Consider the following 20,516-nt stretch of genomic DNA (forward strand, 5'->3'; position numbering starts at 1 on the left):
AAAAAGGGCTGAAATCCAAATACGGATTTTAGCCCTTAACTTTTATATGTGGAAAAGGTTTACCGGACAGTAATAATTAAATATAGACACGGGTAGTCTTATCAGATTGGAACTTTGACTCACAAACAAGCCGGAGACTATCTTCGCTTTCGCTCAACAGTCTCCGGCTATGAATGGGTAGCCCTCCGGGCTATTGTTACTACAATTTGATTCTACAAACGCAATTTCTATAATCCCTATTTATTCTTGAGTTTCTTCACGATTCCTTTGGAATACCAAGGATCATCCACCTCTTTCAATAACTGCGTCATGCGCTTAAACAACTTCTTATAAACAGCTTTATGCGCATTTACATCCAAATTATGCTGCTGATAAGGGTCGTTTTGGTCGTCGAAGAACAATGTTTGTTTCACTCTGTACTTCTTATCTATAAAGATAGCCAGCGTATATTGCGCCGTCTTGATGCCTCGTGCCGATGGGAAATAGTCTATTGTCTTGCCCGCAGCATCTTTCTCCCCATTCACATTTTGGATATAGAGAGCTGCATCCGGACGCTTAGCTTTCAAGTTCTCATGACTGAGCAGATCCGAATAATCGCGCCCTTGAACCGTTGATGGAATGTCTTTTCCAAGTCCGGCTAAACCCAATACTGTGGGCATAATATCTGGAGAAGACATCAACAATGGGTCTACACGTGGAGTGAGATGTCCCGGATAACGCACGATAAACGGAATATTCATCGCCTCTGTATACGGTGAATTCTTGGGGTCGTCGGTATTCTGACTACACATGGTCTCTCCGTGGTCTGATGAGAAGATGACAATAGTATTCTTATCAAGCCCAGCTTCCTTCAACGCATCGAGTATCATACCGAACGCACGGTCTACGCCCGACACCGAAGCAAAGTAATATGCTGCCGATTTTACCTTATCCATATGTAGATTTGCATTCGGTCGAATGAGCAAACTATCTATCGGTTTGTTGGCATAGAGTGCATAGTCTTCGGGCATACAGTCGTCCATTGAGCGATAAGGACTGTGAGGCGGGTTCATCGCAACCATCATAAAGAAAGGTTTCTTCGTGTCTCTTACATTGGCTTGATTGCGAATATAGGCTGCAGCCACCTTGGCTTCGTGTATCGGTGACCACTCATGTGGCTCATGTTTCACGCCTTTATTATCCCAATAATGGGGATTCTTATGCTGGTCAAACGTTCCGTAAGAATACCAATAGTTGAATCCGTGGCGGCGCTCTACGGGCGTAAAGGCATCCCACACAGGGTTCGCATCTTGTACATACTGGCCGGGACGATCTGGATCATTCCTCTCCGGACGATCGGTATGCAGCTTTCCGATATAGGCACAATCGTATCCATTGCTACTGAACACGTCGCCTATACAGGTCGTCGACTCGCGAATATAACTATTCGGACGGTCGGAATTGCAATTGAGCGATACACCACTGCGATTTGGGTACATGCCCGTTAAAAGACTACCACGGTGCGGACTACTCAAAGGGAAATTGCTTTGAGCCGATGTGAGTACCACCGATTCTCGCGCAAAACGGTCGATATGCGGTGTATGCGTGGGGTCGGCTTTGAAGTTAACATTGTCTCTAAAGCCTTCTTGCGACCAGAAGTTCAGCGCACAATTACGTAATTGGTCGGGAAATACATAGATTACATTGGGGCGATTGTCGGTCTGTGCGGCCGCACACAAGGTGTATGGTGCAAGCATCAGACCACATAATATTTTGTTTGTCTTATTCTTCATTGATAGGTTTATTTATTTAAAATCCATTCACAAGTATCAGATAGTTTTATCTTCTTATCTGCTCCAACAGCCTGAAGCGTATTTTGTCCATCTTGTAATGACACCTGGAACCGGCATACATTCATGGAATCAGGACGCTGTGTAGCCACTTTCTTGCCATTGAGCGACAATGTTACCACCTTGCAATTAGAGAAAACGAGAACCTCGGTTTGGCGATGAGTGCGCTCTTTGGCACGCTTTCCGGCTATATAAACCATTGGTTCGGGATTCCAATTCGCTTTATAGAAAAAGTAAGCATCTTTCTTCGTCTTGCGATCGTGGGTTACCAATCCTTTATCATTGATACCTATGCGGTCGCCTTCGGTACGATGTGCCGCTCCGAAGTCAAACATATTCCACACAAACGTACCCCATACAAATGGACGATGAGAGAGAATATCCCAGTTAGCCATGTGGTAATAAGTCTGCCAATTCTCCGGATGCCACATACTCGTAGGTATCGGTTGCTTCAACGAATCTTGCTGTTGACGGATGCTTGCACCTGCTCCATACTCACTAATACCGATACATAATTTCGGATAGGTGGCATGCATCTTGTCCAAATAAGTGGCTAGTGACTTAGGAGTTGAACCATACCAGCCATCATAACGATTCCACGACATGACATCGGTGATGAAATTCATGTCACCATCTTGATTGCTCGCACAGGTAGTAGGACGTGTATGGTCTTCTTGATGAGCCAAAATATTCAACTCTTTCACATACTCCACGGGGTTATCACCGAAATATTTCAACTCGTTGAACAGTCCCCATACAAAGATACTAGGATGATTATAGTTCTGTCGAATCAACTCACGCAACTGCTGTTTTCCGTTATCTCGAAAAGCTTTGGTATCTACAAAGCCCTTATCGGCATATCCTCCGGGACCTACAAAGGGTATCTCTGCCCATGCCAAAATGCCAGTCTTATCCATCATATCATAGGTATAAGTAGACTGTGGATAATGAGCTAAGCGCACAGCATTGACACCCATCTCGCGCATAAGAGCCACATCTTCTTCTATATGCTGAGGAGTCAAGGCATTGCCAACAACCGCTCTTTCCTGATGACGGCATACACCATGTAAAGGCAAATATCTGCCATTGAGGAAGAATCCTTGGTTAGCATCAAAATAATAACTGCGAATACCTAATGGTTGTTCTACTTCATCTATCTTTCGCTGACCATCCCATAGCGAAATATTAACCCGATACATAAATGGATTGGAGCAACCATTCCATAGTCGGGGCTTATTGATAGTAAAGGGAATATCGAGTGTTTGCAAGTCGGTTTTGGCTGCAATATCCACCGATTTTGTTTCCTTCAAAATCTCTTTCAAACCATCAGAGACGGTCAAGCGCACTTGAGCCTTGCTGATTTCAGCGCTTGAATTGGAGAGAACTACGCGTGCATTGACATGAGCCGAGGCTGCACTGACATGCTCTTGCTGGAGATATACACCCGGCGAGGCATGGTCTAGAGGCGAGATACAAGTCTTCTCGGTCAACAACAACGACACTCCACGATAGATACCACCATAGAAGTTGAAGTCGCCCACCAGTGGCATCACACTCAAATCTTCAGCATTGTTCACACGAACGAGGACTGTATTATCCTTTCCGTAGTCAACCTTATCGGTCAACTCGAAGATAAAGGCCGTATAACCACCGCGATGTTCGCCCAAGAACTTGCCATTAATAAAGACGTGAGCCACACTGTTTGCTCCTTCAAAACGGATGAACAAGCGCTTGCTACTCCACTCTTGAGGAATAAAAAACTTCTTGGTATAGTTGCCGATACCACGTTTATAGTCGGGCTTACCACTCAAAGCATCTGTGGCATTCCACGTATGTGGGAGATCAACCAATGTTCCACTCCCCTTTTGTACCTGATGAGAGAAGCGGAATTGCCACTTTTCGTTTAAGGATTGATAACTACGTTGCGCCTGCATCGGAACAGAATAGCACAACAATACACCAAACAATACAATGCTGCAAAGGCTCTGCAGGGCTGCTGCAAAGCCTTCGCTACGATGCTGCAAGGCCTTGGCAGCCATGCTGCCTCGGCTTTGCAATAAAGTTCTATCATCTATATTCATATCTTACCAATCGGGATTCTGCGTCAAAGCAGAGTTCTTTTCTCTCTCAGGTCCGGGAATAGGCCAGAGATAATCTCTCGATTTTACAGAACGGGTATAACGATATTTTCCTGTAATGTCGCTTTCTTTACGACCATCGAGTTCTTCAAGTGTCTTCCAACGCTTCATATCGCTGAAACTCAAACCTTCTCCAGCGAACTCAACGGCACGCTCATGACGAATACGCTTGAAGACTTCTTCCTTCGTAGTAGCTTTCAAATAGTCAGGACCACTATTGATTCCAGGCATCTTAACACTAGGACGATTACGTACTTCATTGATAAGTTTCACGGCCTCATCCTGCTGTCCGAGTTCATTCAGGCACTCAGCCTGCATCAACAAAACATCGGCATAACGAATCAATGGGAAGTTGATAGGTGTATGTTGACGGTTGTTGATAGCACCACCCATATTACCTTCGGGTACGAACTTACGCCAAAGATATGTCTCATAGTTCTGATTTGGACGGATATAACCATTACCGCTGTTAATACCGGTAGCTATGATAAATTCGCAATCTTCGGGTGCATTGGCATACCAACCAGCATAGCGCGTATAAGGTAAGATAACTGTTGCCATCATACGTGGATCACGCTGCTTATACATCTCAAGCAATTTATCCTTGGCTGCCGGGTATTTTACAACCTTACCATCCTTCAGAGTTGCGCGGAATGTAGCAATTTTCACCTTATTATCTTTCGTGATTCCGGGGAATAACTTCTCCATATCAAAAGGCTCACCAGTCTTATATTCGTACGAATCTACGAAATACGGAGAAACCATCACATTATTCCAGCAGCTTCCGAAGGTTTCACGAGAACCCATATAGAATGCCATCGGCATACCATGATCGGTACCAACTCCACCCATATTCTGAACTGCAAATATCATCTCAGAGCTTTCGTCACCACCCGGTTTGAACAATCCTGCATAGTCATCGTACAATGCATAGAGTTTACTATCGATGACTTTCTTGAAGTTTTCGGATGCTTTGGTATAGTCTTTTGCATAAAGATACACCTTACCCATCAAAGCAACAGCCGCATATTTAGTTGCGCGTCCCATGTCAGATTTGCCCCACTTCTCCGGTAAACCGTTTGAAGCTTCGGTTAAGTCATCCAATATAAACTTACGAACTTCGTCCATCGAGTTACGTGGCTTCTTCATATCGCTGTAGCTATCGGTAATAACGAGCGTCTCATCATAGATAGGCACTTCACCAAAGAAGTCCATCAAGGTGAAATAATACAATGCACGCATGAACTTAGCTTCCGCCTTATACTGCTTCTTCAAGTCGTCTGACATGTTAGCCTTGTCCACATTCTGCAACACATTGTTTGCTCTTGCAACACCTTCGTACAGATATGTCCACTTATTGAGAATCCAATTGTTGTTCACATCATACCTACCGGTTTGGAAATTCTGGTAAGCATACACACCATACCCCATAGATATACCACCCAAACCATCCATAGCAAAGTGCATTCCGAACGCATGGTCGTTTTGCATGTTGCTATATACGGCCATCATAGCCTCTTTTGTCTGCTCTTCATTCTGGTAGAATTGAGAAGCATTCATTTGGTCTGCCGGTACACGTCCGAGGTCATAGCATCCCGACAACGTTAGGATAAGGGGCAGACCTAGTATAATAGAATAAATCTTTTTCATGTTCTTAGAATTTATTAGAATGATAAGTTGATACCAAGTACAGCCTGCTTCATAGAAGGATAAGCCATTCCGCTGACTTCAGGATCGAATCCTCTGTAGTTGGTGAAAGTAAAGAAGTTCTCTAAACTGCCATAAAAGCGCAGACGTTCGAGACCGATCTTTCTGGTCAACTTCTGATTAATGGTATAACCCAACTGGATATTGCGAATCTTAACGAAGCTCTTATCCTCAAGGAAGAAGTCGCTTGTCTGGATATTACGACGGTCTTGGTACTCCAAAAGACGTGGGTATGTGGCATCAGTACGGCCTTCTGTCCAACGTCCCTTAACAACATCACTGTTCAACTGATAGCCGATACGTACACTAGGAGTATTGTAAGCATCGTGTTGCCAGAATACTTTTGCACCCATAGCTCCCTGAATCAAGGCAGAGAAATCGAATCCCTTCCAAGATGCATTCAAATTAAGACCGAAGAGGAACTTGGGATTTGGACCATCGCTGACGATTTCTTTATCTTGGTTATCGATAATTCCATCACCATTAACATCCTTATAAAGGAGGTCTCCCTTTTGGGGTGTACCGAATGCAGCAAACGGATTTTTCTTTTTACCATTTTCGTCTACCGGTGCATTATCTATCATCTGCTGTACCAACTTCATGTCTTCATCGGTCTGTAACAGACGGTCTACACGCAACAAATACTGTGAATTAATGCTGTGACCTTCCCAAATTAGGTTGGCACCGTTGATAGATTGACCACCTTTATCAGTACCCTTAAATTTATCAACATTGTTGGTGACATAGGTAAGGTTACCTGTGATACCGTATGTGAAATCATTAATATGGTCTTGCCAACCCAATGTTAACTCTAAACCCTTATTGGTAACGATGGCACTATTGGTCTTTGGAAGAGACGTAATACCATGTACGTTGGGTGCAGGTAGATTAATCAAGATGTCGGTTGTGCGCTTATTAAAGTAGTCAATAGTACCGGTAAGACGGTTATTGAAGAAACCAAAGTCCAAACCAATGTCGAATACCTTTGTCGTTTCCCATGTCAATAGCGGATTAGCAAGTGCCTTCATGGCCATACCGGTAACCATTGAATTACCTAATACATAGTTGTAACCACCGGCATTACTTGTATAAAGCGACTGAGAATCGTAGTTTCCGACAGCGTTATTACCCAAAGAACCGTATGAAACACGGAGCTTCAAGTTGCTCAAATAAGTGCTGGAAGCAGCTTCCATAAACTTTTCTTGATCAATACGCCATGCAGCAGAAGCTGAGGGGAAGTATCCCCAACGCTTGTTAGACTGGAATCGAGAAGAACCATCGGCACGAAGATTAAACTCAAAAAGATACTTATCTTGCCAGTTTAAATTCAAACGACTGAAGTAAGAGCGCATCGCCCACTCGGTCTTATTACCTCCGGCGCTGGCTTGACCGGTCGCTCCATCGAGTGCATCCATGCTCAAATCAATCAAATCTTGCTTTGAAACATTGAAGTGTTTACTTCTATATAGCTCTTGGCTGGCACCCAACATCACATTGAAAGACAGTTGGTTCTTGAACAACTTATTCTCATAACGCAACACAGCATCATTGAAATAGCGCTCTGTTTTACCGTCATAATTATAATAAGAATATCTAGACTTAGTGGTAGCAGTAACCTTTTCGGTTTGGAAATTCCAACTCTCTAACAATACAGGCTTGCGCGAAATTTCTTGGTCTACTAGCTCGTATGAATAGCTCAATGCAAGAGACAAGCCCGTCATCGGTTTCAAGGTAGCAGTGAAACGAGGGTGGAAATTATTCTTACGATTGTTTCCTGCCCACTTGAAAGCGCGTACCAAAGGGTTATTATTAGCACACTGAGCAGCGTCTTGCTCATTGTTCATGGCACCAAAACGACCATCAGGAGCACGGAAAACCATACCCGGTGTGGTGGCTGATGTATACTTAAAGACATTATCAATCTCATTATTACCCGGTTCCATATCCGATACATAACCGTTAATATGCATACCGATATTCAACCATTTAGTCACGTCGGCATCCAAGTTCAGACGTCCGCTGTACTTCTTAAAGCCCGCATTGTACATGACACCCGGATTATTCAGATAGCCAAATGAGCCATAGAAACGAATTTTCTCAGAACCTCCGGATACAGAAATGGCATGATTGGTAGAAGCAGCTGTCTTAAACGTCTCATCAATCCAGTTGGTATTAGGATACTTCAATGGATCCTTACCACCATCATTGCGCCAAGCATCAATCACGTCTTGGGTAAATGGTTCAGACTTTTTACTGTTCTTATAACCTTCATTGATGATTCCCATGTAGTCGGCATAGTTTGATACAGGGGTCAATGTCTTACGAATTGACTCAAAAGACACATAGCCATTGTAGTCAACAGTAAGTTTACCGCGCTTACCAGACTTCGTAGTAATAAGGATAACACCATTAGCTGCACGCGAACCATAGATGGCAGAAGAAGCTGCATCTTTCAATACTGATACCGATTCTATATCCTGTGGATTCACAGTATTGATACCGGCTTCGGTTCCATCAATAATAATAAGAGGTGCAGAACTATTCAACGTACCCTGACCACGAACCAAAATAGAAGCGTTGTCGTTACCCGGCTGGTTGTTGTTTGACATCACCGACACACCGGCAGCGACTCCGGCCAAAGCTTGAGAAACATTCGTGATAGGACGACTCTTAGCCATTTCGGCTACATTGACAGCAGAAACAGAACCTGTCATGTTCACTTTCTTCTGCGTACCATAACCTACTACCACTACCTCATTCAAGGTTTGACGGTCTTCTTCCAATACAATATTAATACTCTCACGTCCACCTACCTTCACTTCCTTGGTGAGATAGCCTACACTGGATACCACCAATACGGCATTAGGAGATGATACACGAATAGAGAATTTACCATCTAAATCAGAGATTACACCATTGGATGTTCCCTTTTCTAGAATTGTCGCCCCAATCATTGGGCCGGAAGCATCTGTCAAAGTTCCCTTAACCGTAACGGTCTTCTGCATAGGAGACTGAATAACAGCAGTATTGAAGGTGGGAATAGCCCCCCCTGCAAACATTGTAACAGACGGAAAGGCCATTACAGAACCAAGGCACAATCGTCGTAAAAATGAATTGGTCATGAATAAATCCATAGACTATAAATTATTTAGGTTAGTGTTATTTCATCGATAATTATGGTTGCAAATATATAAAATATGCAGAAAATGAAAGTCCAAAATCGTACAAACAATGTACAAAATCGTATTTTTCCTATTCATTATACGATAATTCCCAGCACGAAGAATAGCCGTCATCGTTGACAACCATAAGGAAACCAAACGACGAATCTTATGAATATCAAATAATTCTATAATAAGAAAAAGGCTGAAAGAGGACTGATAATTACATAATGGATTAATTATCATACTTGAACTGCGGAGAGAATAGGATTCGAACCTACGAAACCCTTTAGGGGTTTACACGCTTTCCAGGCGTGCCTCTTCAACCACTCGAGCACCTCTCCTTGTATTATAAAGCGGTGCAAAAGTATTACTTTTTTAGCGATTTCCGGCATATAACGAGCTAAAAAGTAGATAGTAACATCAGGTTTGAGAGTTTTTAACATAAATAAGTACTCTAATTCACACCTATAACTTATCACTTCTCACTCCTAACTCACCACTCTCCACCCAAGAACTCGTCTACTTGTTTACTCGTTAACTTATCTACTATCAAACTGCAGGGGCAAGGCAGTATTCCTGCCACAGCCAAACAGCGATACTGCATAGGCAGAACAGCAAGACTGCCGAGGCTCTGCACCAAAGCGTTAATAATGGTTAAGTTAGTCTATTCCATTTTCTTTATATCCCCATCTCTCATCTTTTTTACTAACTTTGCCTATTATTACTAGTTTAAAACATCAGCTAATGAAAAAGATTTTCACTGCCATCATGTTGTGTTTGTCACTAGGCATGCAAGCGCAAACCGTCGTAGAAAATGCTAAACAGCAACTAGAAGAAGCCAAAAAGGCTCAAAAAATAGCTAAACAAGCCATCAAAGAAGCTAAGAAAGCAGCTAAGCTGCAAAAGAAATTGGCTAAAATAAAAGCAGAAACAGGAGAGTCTACACCTACAAAAACAATACCGGCTACCCCATTAACACCGGCTCAAAAGACTGTAATACCGGCTACAAAAATAGAAAAACCAGTTACACAGCCAACCGATGAGGGCACAATGAAGAAAACTACCAGTGATGTCAAGAGAGGGTGGATAGTACCTACAGCTCCTACCAAAGCCGTAGATAAGAAGAAAGAAACAGCTGTTGCTGCACAGCAAGCAGAAGCACAAAGCTATCTGACAGGCGCAGTTCCTGAAGTAGATGGCAAGGTGGTGTTTGAGACAGAACTTGAAGCAAACGGTAAAAGTGCCAAGGAAATCTATCAATTGCTATACGAAAGAATGCAAGAATTGATGACAGAAGATGGCCAAATAGACAGTCGTATGGCTCTTGTCAATGAAGATGAGAATGTGATTGCAGGCAAATTCAAGGAATGGATGGTCTTCAGCAACAACTTCCTTTCGGTAGACAGAACCGAATTCAACTACATATTGGTTGCCAAATGCGAAGATGGACGCGCCCACATCTCAATGGAACGCATGAACTATTCGTATGAGGCCGACCGCCCGACAGGTTTCAAATCGTCGGCCGAAGACTTGATTACAGACAAGAAGTGTCTAAACAAGGCCGGTACAAAGCTTGTCAAACTGACCGGAAAGTTCAGAAGAGGCACCATAGACCGCAAGAATGAGATTTTCACAGTATTAGCAGGAGCATTAAGATAAAAAGAGACAAGTATGACACAGGATAATAAGGAACACACGACAGAAGAGCAAATAGCTGTCAGACCCAAGCATCGTATGGAGCGTATCGACACAAGAGATTCTCTATTCAAGTTGAGAAACATACTCAACATCTGCTTCATGGTACTAGCTATCATCGGTGTTTGCATGTATCTCTTCACGATGCAGAAAAACATTGCCATCATTGTCATGCTGGCAGGCGTAGTGATTAAGTTCATTGAGGTCGCATTACGAATGTTCCATAAATGAGAAAAATATTCATCACACTATGTCTATTGTGCGTCTCGGGAGTCGCACTAGCACAGTTTGACGACAACGAATTCAACCAAATAGACGCTAGTGGAAACATCAGTACGAGGAATAAGAAGAATCAGGCTGACAGTCTTGGCAGCCACAAAGAGATTCCCAAAGGCATCAAAGTGTGGACGGTGGATTCGCGCTTTGGAGACATGCAGTCTGCCAAGTTGGATACCCTCTCCCACATGTACATGAATACCAACTTCACGACGGGATTAAGAGGCGAATACAATACCACAGGAAATCTTGGCGCACCACGCATCCATCGGGTATTTATAGACCGTCCCGAAATAGGACAGTTTATCTTTACGGCCCCCTACGACTTCTTCGTGATACCCGTAGACAAATTCCAATTTACCAACACCTTGTCTCCTTTCACCAATCTAACTTACAATACAGGCGGTGGGAAAATCAATGGTGAGGATCATTTTACTGCAAAATTCGGAGTCAATGCGGGCAAGAAATTGGGAGTAGGATTCAATTTGGACTATCTCTATGGACGCGGTTTTTATGCCAATCAGAGTACATCGCACTTTGGTTATACCATGTATGGCAGCTATATAGCCGACCGTTATCAGGCTCACTTGCTCTTTTCGACCAACCATCAAAAGGTGGCCGAGAACGGTGGTATCACCAACGACAACTATATCAAGCACCCGGAGAGTTTCACCGATAACTACTCCACCGACGAGATACCGACCGCCCTGTCTAAAAACTGGAATCGAAACGACAACCAACATATATTCTTCTCGCAGCGATATAGCCTAGGATTCAACCGCAAGGTACCTATGAGCGAGGATGAAATCAAGGCACGCAAATTTGCTCTTGCATCGAAAAAAGAGCAAGAGCTAAGGAAAGCTAAAGAAAAAGAGGGACTTGCCGATGAACCTAAACGAAGAAGAAACGAAGAGGAAAAAGAACCCGTGACCTTTGCCGGACGACCAGACGACGCAAAGGTAATGGGCAATGAGCCTGTAAAAGAAGACCAAAACAGCGAGCGAATCAAGGTGAACGGACAACAACATGCAGACAGTTTGATAGCTGTAGCTAACAAGGCTAAAGAAGATACAACATGGTTGAAAAACGAATATGTGCCTGTAACGAGCTTCATCCATACCCTGCAATTCGACTATGCACGGCGCATCTATCAGGCCTATAATACACCGGAGAACTTCTACGCCAACACATACAAAGCCCAAGAGCGACTAGGGGGTGACTCCATCTACGATGCTACACGCCACTACGAGTTGAAGAACACATTCGCCATCTCGCTGTTAGAGGGATTCAACAAGTATGCCAAGGCAGGCTTGAAAGGTTTCTTGACAAGCGACATGCGCCACTTCACCCTACCCTCGGCCGAGGGTGTGGACACCTACAACGAGCATAATATCAGCGTGGGGGCACAGTTGAATAAGACCCAAGGGAAGATGTTGCACTACAATGCCGTGTTAGAGACGTGGTTGGCAGGTAAGGATGCAGGACAATTAAAGCTGGATGCCACGGCAGACCTGAACTTCAAATTTCTCGGAGATACGGTTCAACTCGCTGCATCGGGCTTCTTCCACCGCAACAACCCTACCTTCTATTATCGCCATTATCATGCCCGTCACTTCTGGTGGGACAACGATAACATGAGCAAGATACTGCATACAAGGTTACAAGGTGCGTTATCTATTAAAAAGACACGGACACTCTTGCGAGTATCTGCCGACAATCTGAAGAACTATACTTATTTCGCCCAAAGTTACACTGCAGGTGAAAATATGCGTACAGCCAATGCCGTGGCAGTGAAACAACACAGTGGTGCCATCAATGTATTAACAGCAGAACTGAGCCAAGATTTCACTTTCGGCCCGATAAATTGGGAGAGTGTCATCACATATCAGAAGTCGAGCAAAAGCGATGTACTCCCTCTCCCAACATTGAATGCTTATACCAACCTCTATCTGAGATTCAAGATAGCCCGTGTATTGAACTGTGACTTCGGAGCCGATGCCCGTTATTTCACTTCGTACTATGCTCCCGACTACAGTCCGGCACTTGGTCAATATGCCGTACAAACGAATACCAACACCACAGGCGAGGATAGCAGAGTGAAGATAGGCAACTACCCTATCGTAAACGTATATGCCAATTTCCACCTGAAACATACTCGATTCTTCGTGATGTACAGTCATGTAAACGCTGGAAGTGGTACGAGAAACTACTTCTTGACACCTCATCACCCACTGAACGGAAGCCTATTGAGATTCGGTGTTAGTTGGAACTTCTTCAATTAATCAATATACCGGAGTCAGTTTATCATGGAAGGACAGAACGGAATCAAGATAAATTCACTGAAAGCATGGATGTTGGCGTCGCGGCCAAAGACCTTGACGGGAGCAGCAGTTCCTATCATGGTGGCCATAGCTATGGCTGCTATGCACATGGAACAAGGGCTGTTCAGGACTGTACCTGCCATCCTTTGTCTGCTCTTCGCATTCACAATGCAAATCGATGCAAACTTCATCAACGATTATTTTGATTTTATCAGAGGTAATGACGATGATACCCGACTCGGTCCTCGAAGGGCTTGTGCGCAGGGATGGATAACACCTGAAGCCATGAAAAAGGGCTTAATCGTCACTACGCTCATAGCTTGTCTGATTGGATTACCTCTTATATGGTATGGCGGGATTGAGATGGTCGTCGTGGGATTGCTGTGTGTAGTCTTTTGTTTTCTATACACCACGAATCTTTCCTATATTGGTATGGGTGACATATTAGTACTTGTCTTTTTCGGCATCATACCGGTTTGCTGTACCTATTATCTGGTAACAACAGACATTACATGGCCAGTATTCATTGCCTCAATAGCCTGCGGACTTGTCATTGATACCCTGTTGCTCGTGAACAACTATCGCGATAGGAAGAACGACATGGCTGCCGGAAAGCACACATTGGTCACCATGATAGGTGAAAAGAATACCGAGTGGCTGTATTTGGCGTGTGGATGGGTAGCTGTAGCACTGAATATCATAGTACTATGGATGGTTGATGTCCATTTAGTAGCAATTGGTTTACCTGCTATTTACCTCATCATGCATACACGTACATGGCGCAAGATGGTAGAAATAAATCGTGGTAAGACCCTTAATCTCATTTTGGGACAAACGGCACGTAATATGTTTATATATGGTGTATTGACTTCCTTAAGTCTCCTATTATAATAATATGGTTATAGAAAACGTAGATTTGGAGTTGATGGAGTTTGTTGAGCAAAACATTCTCCCGCGCTATAATGAATTCGGAAGAAGTCATGGACTAGGTCATGTCAATCGGGTTATCAAAAATAGTTTGCTGCTTGCCAAAACCGTAGGAGCCAATATCAACATGTCGTATGCCATTGCTGCCTACCATGACTTGGGCATGAAGGGACCTCGCGCCATCCATCATATCACTGGAGGAAAGATACTTTTGGCCGATGCAAGACTCAAGAAATGGTTCTCACCGGAGCAAATCAAGATTATGAAAGAGGCCGTGGAAGACCACAGAGCAAGTGCCAGTCATGCACCACGAAGCATCTATGGCAAAATAGTAGCAGAGGCCGACCGCGATTTAGAACCCGATACAGTATTCACACGAGCTGTACAATTCGGACTGGAACAGCATCCGGAATTTGACAAGGAAGCACAATGGGAACGCTTCAAATCGCACATGCAGGAGAAGTACTCTGCCAGTGGGTACATCCATCTATGGATTAGGAATAGCCCGAACGAGAAGAATCTCAAGGAGATACGAGATATAATAGCCATTGAACCAGCTCTTAGAACGCAGTTCGACCGTATATACGACCAAGAGATTGCAGAGCAAAAACAAGCTTAACCCTCGTTTTTTGTTCTTCAATTTCAACGCTCAAAAAGTTTACAGGAAGTTTGGTCAATCTAAAAAAAAAGACTACTTTTGCACTCACATCTACACAGAGAGATGCAATCTGCATGTTGATGCCGATATGGCTCAGTTGGTAGAGCAATTCATTCGTAATGAATAGGTCCCCGGTTCGAGTCCGGGTATCGGCTCACAAGCGGTAATAGCTCAGTTGGTAGAGCGTTGGCTTCCCAAGCCAAAAGTCGCGAGTTCGAGTCTCGTTTACCGCTCTTCGTTGTTTATCAAGTAGTTACAAAGTTTTTGTAACAAGCAAAAATCCCTTGTTTTTATATATGTTTAAGCGCTGAAATGTCAAAATGAGGCATAATTATGCGTATTTATGTGGGCTGTAGTCTAAGATATAGTTTGGCTTTTTAGAACTTTATAGCAAGACTACTTTCAGCCACAGAAGCATGATGATCAAACTAAAAAAGGGACTCAGTTAATAAAACTGAGCCCCAAGAAGTAACTTTAACTTAATACATCACATATTAAAACCACTTACGTCTATAACAGGAGTACACCCACGGGAGTCTTGATTATTCCATGTGATAGTAATAGTCTTAGACTCCGACGGCATTAGATGAAAATAATTATCACTATAGATAACAGGTAGAATCTGTTCGCCATCATTTCCCTTAAGATTCAAGCGCACCATAAGTGCAGTGTTCTGCACCTTTAAGCCGATTTTTTGGCAAAAAACACGAGAAACATTTGCAGGTTAACGAAAAACGCATTACCTTTGCACTCGCTATTCAGAAATGCTCATTTCGCTGGATAGAGAATGCGCCCTTAGCTCAGTTGGTAGAGCAACTGACTCTTAATCAGTGGGTCTAGGGTTCGAGTCCCTAAGGGCGCACCACACAAAAGGCAGAGCAACGCGCCCTTAGCTCAGCTGGTAGAGCAACTGACTCTTAATCAGTGGGTCTAGGGTTCGAGTCCCTAAGGGCGCACAAGAGAGAAACATTTCGATGTTTCTCTTTTTTTATTCCCGTAAGTTTAATGTTTTTCCGAAGCGTATTTCTTCATCACACTGTAAGCATCATAGATACCTAGTTCACCGGCCTTGCTCAAATCAGCAAGCCCTTTCGACTTATTACCACTAAAGATATAAGTCAATCCACGATTGAAATAAGCTTCCGCAAGACTAGGATTCAGCGTAATGGCTTGTGTATATGTATCAATAGCATCATTATAATTACGCTGCATAGCATGTAGATTGGCAATGTCATAGATGACGAATGCATTTTTCTCTCCGGCCATTCCAGAAGCTCGTCGCAGGTCATCAAGCGACTTACCTAGAACAACTTTCAAATCATTCCCATTACTTTGAGCATAATTAGACATCATGGCTTGGCACACTCCACGCTGCCAATAGGCCAATACCGAGACCGAATCCATGGTCATATAATCGTTAATATCGTTCAAAGCTTCCGAAAAATTGTGCGTACTTGCGTGGGCTACAGCACGTTGAAAAAGCAAAGTGGCTACCTGATTGTAATTCTTGATATCAGAGATTCGCGTCGTCAAGCTATCAATAGCGACAAAATACCGACGCGACTGTTCCTGCGTCAACGCATTGGACTTGCAAGAAATATATACCGGCAAAGTTGGACGAATCGTTCGATTGAATGTCTCCACATCGCGATCAACCAATTGATAGCTGTTAATACCATTCTTATAAGGCATATAAGACAGCAAGAACATCGGCATATACTCTACTTCCACATTTCTATCTTGTACGTTTCCACGATATTCATTCTTATATTCCGGTGTCGTCACCTCATTGTCTTGAACCACCCATTGGTCGTACTTCTCAACGTCAATATCGCTCATTTTGCGTACTTGACGAAGTTTACTACGCGACCAACGTTGCTGGATACCCACGTGTTTATCCATCTGTCGCTTCAATACCCTAAACTCATCTAGTTCCGCTTTGGCCGTCATACCGAGTCTACGATAACAGTTGGCACGACTCGTCAAACCATTCCAAAAGTTTGGGAACTTCTCTATTACCCGCGAATAATCTCGAATAGCAGCCCGATAATCACCCGTTCGGTCCAATAGGATTGCACGATTATAAAGCGCCAATAAATTATCGGGCTCCAAACCAAGCACATAATTAAAATCTTCTATAGCACGGTTATCATCTCCCAATGTCTGTCTGAGCAATCCGCGGTTGTAATGTGCAATAAAATTATTACCATTCATGCTGATTGCACGGTCGTAATCATCCATTGCTTGACGCAATTTATTGAGATTGACGCGTGTCATTGCACGGTAAGTATAGTTGTTGACAACCTTCGGAGTATAATGAATAGCACTGGAGAAAGCCTTCTCTGCCGCAGCCCAATTCTTACGTTGAAGATTCAAGCGCCCCACGATAGACCACGAGTTGCCATCGTATGGATTCACCTTCAACGTCTTTTCCAACCACCGTGAAGCCGTAGCCGTGTCGTTGGCATTCAAATATGTTTCTGTCATCAAGCCATAAGCATTGGGCATACTAGGCCACCGTTTGATGACATATTTTAAATCTTCGCGTGCTTTCTCTACATCTTTACTTCTATAGCGAGCATAAGCACGATTAAACCAACTTCCTTTCTGATCGGGATTCAGCTTCAATGCCGCATCAAAATCGGCGATGGCATCTTGAAACTTATCTTGATTCATGCGGCTCTCCGCACGAAAATTGAATATCTGATAGATGTAGGGATTCAGTTTGACAGCCTCCGTAAAGTCACTTTCTGCCCCAGCATAATCACCCAAACACTCTTTGGCCACTCCCCGATAATACCAAGGCTGGTACAGATACGGTTTCCCCGAAAGAATATTGTTGCAATGCTGAATAGCAACCACATAGTCATGATAGTCCAATGCAATCTCTGCTGAGATTAAAAGTCTGTTCGTGTTGTACTGCGCTCGCATAGAAACGGTACACCACAAGAACAATATCAAGACTACAAGTTTTCTATTCTTCATCATCGCAAACTAAGAATTATCTTATTTGCGAGCTACCTTTACGCGATAACTGCAACTGAATTTGCCCTTGACAATGGACTTTAATTTACTACTGATAATCTGTTTACGGAATGGAGTCAGATGGTCTACAAACATTTTTCCATCCAAATGGTCAAACTCATGTTGCATGACACGAGCCAAATAACCATCTATCCATTCCTCATGCTCGGTAAAATCAGGATCCATCCACTTCACGCGAATGCGCGAATAACGTGGCACTCCCTCGTGAATACCGGGAATCGAGAGGCATCCCTCTTCCATCGTCACCTTCTTAGAAGTTTCGTCTATCTCCAAGATATGGGGATTGATGTAAGCATGACGGAAGTCTTTATATTCGGGTAAATCACCACTCAACACATCCAAATCAATCACCGCCAAGCGAATAGCTTTTCCTATCTGCGGTGCGGCAAGCCCTACACCTTCGCTAGCTGTAAGCGTTTCAAACATGTCGGCAATGAGTTTGTCAAGTTCAGGATAATCAGGTGTGATGTCTTCTGTCACTTTACGAAGCACACCCTGACCATAAGTATAAATGGGTAATATCACTTTCTCGTTCTAATTTATTTTTTGTTGTTTCTGTGTTTATTCGGCCTTATAGCCTACGGCTCGACATATAATCCTGCAAGATAATAGTCGCGCTGATTTCATCTACCAGTCCTTTGTTCTCCCTTCTGACTTTCTTCCCCACTCCACTTTCTATCAACACGCGATGAGCAAGCACCGATGTGAACCGTTCATCATAATAGTCGATGGGAATTTCGGGATGAGCATTGCGCCAACGATTGACAAATTGCTGCACACGCTGTAGGTTCTCGCTCGGCAATCCATTGGTTTGCATAGGCTTACCTATGACCAATTGCTCCACCGGCTCGCGTCCAATATACTGTTGGAGATAGTCGAATAGTTCAGACGTAGAAACAGTCGCCAATCCGTTAGCAATAAGTTTTAACGGATCGGTGACTGCAAGTCCTGTACGTTTCTTACCGTAATCTATAGCAAGTATACGTCCCACTCAGTATATGTATGGTTTACTTTTTAAAGAGCAACCATGCATCGGGATACTTACTACGCAAGTCGTCACGACTACGAACAGCATCACTCTTAGACGCAAAAGACGTTGCTACAACACGATACATACCGCGTTCGCTGTTAAACACGATAGATGGGGTATAACCTGCAGACTGCAATGTGCTCTGAAGTCCTTCAGCGTTAGCCTTCAAAGAGAAAGAACCAACTACCACACCGAATCCGTTAATAGCCGGGCCACTCACTACTGCATAGTTCTCACGGCGCACGGTAGCGTTATCAGCATTGTCTACAACCGTAGTTTGGGTTACAGGCTGCTGTGTTACTGGTGTCACTGTCGGAGTAGTTGTCTCTGGTTCGGTTGTTGTCTGTTCCTGTGCTTTAGCTCTTTCATAAGCTTTCTTATAAGCACTTTCACTCGATTTACAACTTGTAAAAGCCAATGCCACACATAGTCCGGCACATGCTACCATATACTTCTTCATATTTCTTATTGTTTAGACGATTAAACTTAATTGGTCGTTACTAATATTATCTTGCGAAATTACAAAATATCCAATGAATACAGGAGCCAACCCCGCATAAAGATTGTTAAATCGTTTGAATACAACCTATTTAACAAAAAATCACCTAGGATACCGGTTGCGTTCACAAAACATTTAGTATATTTGCCTAAGACTATTTTTATCGTTTAATTAAAAAACAAGCTTATGAAGACATTAGGTTATATCGGAGCTTTCCTTGGTGGCGCTATTGCCGGCGCAGCACTTGGCATTCTCATGGCTCCCGAAAAGGGAACAGACACTCGTAACAAGATTGCTGACACTGTAGAAGACTTCTGCCAGAAGCATAACATCAAACTCACACGTAAGGAAGTAGACGACTTGGTAGACGACATCAAGGACGCCAGCACCGTTACAGAATAAGGAGTACATGTTTTCTAACGACAGAAACATCGACAACATCGGGCAACTGGTAGAGGTTGTCAAGCATTACATCGGGCTTCAAAGCGAATACGTGAAGCTCGATGTAATAGATAAGATTGTGCGTTTGTTCACTGCTATCGCCATAGCGGCGACCTTTGCCCTGCTTCTTTTGTTGGCTCTCATCTACCTATCATTTGCACTTGCCTACGCATTGCAACCATTGCTGGGCAGTGTCGGTGCCTTCGGCTTGGTGGCAGGTGGCTATATCTTTATTCTTATTTTATTTGTGGCATTCAGAAAGGCATGGATAGAACGTCCACTTGTACGCTTCTTAGCAAGCCTTCTCATGTCTAAATAATTGCATTATGTATACCGACCAGCCAAACCAACCCATAGAAAGTTTCCGCTCACTCAGCGATATCAGATTGCGCAAAGAAGTGTTGCTCAGCGAGATTCAGCACGATGACAAACGCATCAAAACACTTTGGACCGACTTATTCCATGCGCCCAAAGATATGGTTTCATCCACTCCATCCAAACGTTTCTCCGGATTTATGAATACCGGAGCAGGACTTCTTGATGGCATCATACTAGGATGGAAACTCTATCAGAAGTTCAAAAAGAAATAAAGTTGATAGCAAGCAGTTTGTAGACACTTTGAATATAGACTGTTAACTATAAGACATAAAAAAAGGAGTACCGCTGTACTCCAACCTTGTTAACCTTAAATCTAATACTATGAAAAACACATTGCAAATGTACGAATTATTTAAACACGTGCAAACTATGTAAGGATAAAAACGCATTATTATAACAATTATTAAC

17 protein-coding genes and 5 tRNA genes are annotated in these 20,516 nt (G+C 43.3%); 12 read left to right on the forward strand and 10 right to left on the reverse strand.

What is annotated here, in order from left to right; all coding sequences use genetic code 11:
• Positions 1–236: 236 nt before the first annotated feature.
• The 5 genes from AC1EK4_RS10725 to AC1EK4_RS10745 form a co-directional block, all read right to left on the reverse strand.
• On the reverse strand, positions 237–1,772 hold the full coding sequence (locus tag AC1EK4_RS10725; protein WP_036897330.1) for a sulfatase family protein: 1,536 nt from the start codon (positions 1,770–1,772) through the stop codon (positions 237–239).
• 8 nt (positions 1,773–1,780) lie between these two features.
• Positions 1,781–3,868, reverse strand: a complete 2,088-nt coding sequence (gene lacZ4, locus AC1EK4_RS10730; RefSeq protein WP_480358237.1) for a beta-glucuronidase LacZ4 — start codon at positions 3,866–3,868, stop codon at positions 1,781–1,783.
• 45 nt (positions 3,869–3,913) lie between these two features.
• Complete coding sequence (locus tag AC1EK4_RS10735) at positions 3,914–5,617, reverse strand: RagB/SusD family nutrient uptake outer membrane protein (RefSeq protein ID WP_062433013.1); 1,704 nt, start codon at positions 5,615–5,617, stop codon at positions 3,914–3,916.
• 14 nt (positions 5,618–5,631) lie between these two features.
• Complete coding sequence (locus AC1EK4_RS10740; protein WP_480358239.1) at positions 5,632–8,796, reverse strand: SusC/RagA family TonB-linked outer membrane protein; 3,165 nt, start codon at positions 8,794–8,796, stop codon at positions 5,632–5,634.
• A 295-nt stretch (positions 8,797–9,091) separates the two neighbouring features.
• Positions 9,092–9,179 (reverse strand) — tRNA-Ser (locus AC1EK4_RS10745).
• Between the two features lie 403 nt (positions 9,180–9,582).
• On the opposite strand from AC1EK4_RS10745, the gene AC1EK4_RS10750 reads away from it, so the two are divergent.
• The 7 genes from AC1EK4_RS10750 (at position 9,583) to AC1EK4_RS10780 (ending at position 14,948) form a co-directional block, all read left to right on the forward strand.
• Positions 9,583–10,497, forward strand: coding sequence for a DUF4468 domain-containing protein (locus tag AC1EK4_RS10750; protein WP_036897338.1), 915 nt, complete (start codon positions 9,583–9,585; stop codon positions 10,495–10,497).
• 12 nt (positions 10,498–10,509) lie between these two features.
• A complete protein-coding gene (locus AC1EK4_RS10755) occupies positions 10,510–10,764 on the forward strand; it encodes a hypothetical protein (RefSeq protein ID WP_036897341.1) in 255 nt (84 codons plus the stop codon).
• Positions 10,761–13,091: a putative porin gene (locus tag AC1EK4_RS10760; RefSeq protein ID WP_480358229.1), complete on the forward strand. Its 2,331-nt coding sequence runs from the start codon at positions 10,761–10,763 to the stop codon at positions 13,089–13,091. Before AC1EK4_RS10755 ends, AC1EK4_RS10760 begins: the two co-directional genes overlap by 4 nt.
• 24 nt (positions 13,092–13,115) lie before the next feature.
• Positions 13,116–14,021: a 1,4-dihydroxy-2-naphthoate octaprenyltransferase gene (gene menA, locus AC1EK4_RS10765; protein WP_036897346.1), complete on the forward strand. Its 906-nt coding sequence runs from the start codon at positions 13,116–13,118 to the stop codon at positions 14,019–14,021.
• Positions 14,022–14,031: 10 nt separating this feature from the next.
• Entirely contained in the window at positions 14,032–14,676 is a 645-nt protein-coding gene (locus AC1EK4_RS10770) for an HD domain-containing protein (protein ID WP_036897381.1), read from the forward strand.
• 121 nt (positions 14,677–14,797) lie between these two features.
• Positions 14,798–14,870 (forward strand) — tRNA-Thr (locus AC1EK4_RS10775).
• Positions 14,871–14,875: 5 nt separating this feature from the next.
• A tRNA-Gly gene (locus AC1EK4_RS10780) sits at positions 14,876–14,948 on the forward strand.
• A gap of 254 nt (positions 14,949–15,202) precedes the next feature.
• On the opposite strand, the gene AC1EK4_RS10785 is transcribed toward AC1EK4_RS10780, so the two are convergent.
• Positions 15,203–15,394, reverse strand: a complete 192-nt coding sequence (locus AC1EK4_RS10785; RefSeq protein WP_255347963.1) for a glycoside hydrolase family 2 protein — start codon at positions 15,392–15,394, stop codon at positions 15,203–15,205.
• 110 nt (positions 15,395–15,504) lie between these two features.
• On the opposite strand from AC1EK4_RS10785, the gene AC1EK4_RS10790 reads away from it, so the two are divergent.
• Together AC1EK4_RS10790 and AC1EK4_RS10795 are read left to right on the forward strand one after the other, a co-directional pair.
• Positions 15,505–15,580, forward strand: a tRNA-Lys gene (locus AC1EK4_RS10790).
• Between the two features lie 18 nt (positions 15,581–15,598).
• Positions 15,599–15,671, forward strand: a tRNA-Lys gene (locus AC1EK4_RS10795).
• A gap of 46 nt (positions 15,672–15,717) precedes the next feature.
• On the opposite strand, the gene AC1EK4_RS10800 is transcribed toward AC1EK4_RS10795, so the two are convergent.
• The 4 genes from AC1EK4_RS10800 to AC1EK4_RS10815 are packed head-to-tail and all read right to left on the reverse strand — an operon-like array spanning position 15,718 to position 19,250.
• Positions 15,718–17,703, reverse strand: coding sequence for a tetratricopeptide repeat protein (locus tag AC1EK4_RS10800; RefSeq protein ID WP_480358231.1), 1,986 nt, complete (start codon positions 17,701–17,703; stop codon positions 15,718–15,720).
• Between the two features lie 18 nt (positions 17,704–17,721).
• On the reverse strand, positions 17,722–18,285 hold the full coding sequence (gene def, locus AC1EK4_RS10805) for a peptide deformylase (RefSeq protein ID WP_036897351.1): 564 nt from the start codon (positions 18,283–18,285) through the stop codon (positions 17,722–17,724).
• A gap of 46 nt (positions 18,286–18,331) precedes the next feature.
• Positions 18,332–18,751 (reverse strand): Holliday junction resolvase RuvX, encoded by a 420-nt coding sequence (gene ruvX / locus AC1EK4_RS10810; RefSeq protein ID WP_036897355.1) that lies wholly within the window; start codon positions 18,749–18,751, stop codon positions 18,332–18,334.
• 16 nt (positions 18,752–18,767) lie between these two features.
• Positions 18,768–19,250, reverse strand: coding sequence for an SPOR domain-containing protein (locus tag AC1EK4_RS10815; protein ID WP_036897357.1), 483 nt, complete (start codon positions 19,248–19,250; stop codon positions 18,768–18,770).
• Positions 19,251–19,475: 225 nt separating this feature from the next.
• Here AC1EK4_RS10815 and AC1EK4_RS10820 point away from each other — a divergent pair, with 225 nt between their 5' ends.
• The 3 genes from AC1EK4_RS10820 to AC1EK4_RS10830 are packed head-to-tail and all read left to right on the forward strand — an operon-like array spanning position 19,476 to position 20,320.
• On the forward strand, positions 19,476–19,691 hold the full coding sequence (locus AC1EK4_RS10820; protein WP_036897361.1) for a YtxH domain-containing protein: 216 nt from the start codon (positions 19,476–19,478) through the stop codon (positions 19,689–19,691).
• Positions 19,692–19,698: 7 nt separating this feature from the next.
• Complete coding sequence (locus AC1EK4_RS10825; RefSeq protein WP_036897364.1) at positions 19,699–20,049, forward strand: phage holin family protein; 351 nt, start codon at positions 19,699–19,701, stop codon at positions 20,047–20,049.
• Between the two features lie 7 nt (positions 20,050–20,056).
• Positions 20,057–20,320, forward strand: a complete 264-nt coding sequence (locus tag AC1EK4_RS10830; protein WP_062433030.1) for a hypothetical protein — start codon at positions 20,057–20,059, stop codon at positions 20,318–20,320.
• The last annotated feature ends 196 nt before the right edge of the window (positions 20,321–20,516 follow it).

Source organism: Prevotella sp. C0026C3, assembly GCF_056590795.1.

Bases quoted from the DNA above. Each gene is read 5' to 3' on its own strand.
- menA (WP_036897346.1), top strand. From the start codon at position 13,116: ATGGAAGGACAGAACGGAATCAAGATAAATTCACTGAAAGCATGGATG.
- AC1EK4_RS10725 (WP_036897330.1), bottom strand. From the start codon at position 1,772: ATGAAGAATAAGACAAACAAAATATTATGTGGTCTGATGCTTGCACCA.
- AC1EK4_RS10735 (WP_062433013.1), bottom strand. From the start codon at position 5,617: ATGAAAAAGATTTATTCTATTATACTAGGTCTGCCCCTTATCCTAACG.
- AC1EK4_RS10750 (WP_036897338.1), top strand. From the start codon at position 9,583: ATGAAAAAGATTTTCACTGCCATCATGTTGTGTTTGTCACTAGGCATG.
- AC1EK4_RS10820 (WP_036897361.1), top strand. From the start codon at position 19,476: ATGAAGACATTAGGTTATATCGGAGCTTTCCTTGGTGGCGCTATTGCC.
- AC1EK4_RS10755 (WP_036897341.1), top strand. From the start codon at position 10,510: ATGACACAGGATAATAAGGAACACACGACAGAAGAGCAAATAGCTGTC.
- lacZ4 (WP_480358237.1), bottom strand. From the start codon at position 3,868: ATGGCTGCCAAGGCCTTGCAGCATCGTAGCGAAGGCTTTGCAGCAGCC.
- AC1EK4_RS10815 (WP_036897357.1), bottom strand. From the start codon at position 19,250: ATGAAGAAGTATATGGTAGCATGTGCCGGACTATGTGTGGCATTGGCT.
- AC1EK4_RS10760 (WP_480358229.1), top strand. From the start codon at position 10,761: ATGAGAAAAATATTCATCACACTATGTCTATTGTGCGTCTCGGGAGTC.
- AC1EK4_RS10740 (WP_480358239.1), bottom strand. From the start codon at position 8,796: ATGACCAATTCATTTTTACGACGATTGTGCCTTGGTTCTGTAATGGCC.
- AC1EK4_RS10825 (WP_036897364.1), top strand. From the start codon at position 19,699: ATGTTTTCTAACGACAGAAACATCGACAACATCGGGCAACTGGTAGAG.
- AC1EK4_RS10830 (WP_062433030.1), top strand. From the start codon at position 20,057: ATGTATACCGACCAGCCAAACCAACCCATAGAAAGTTTCCGCTCACTC.
- AC1EK4_RS10800 (WP_480358231.1), bottom strand. From the start codon at position 17,703: ATGATGAAGAATAGAAAACTTGTAGTCTTGATATTGTTCTTGTGGTGT.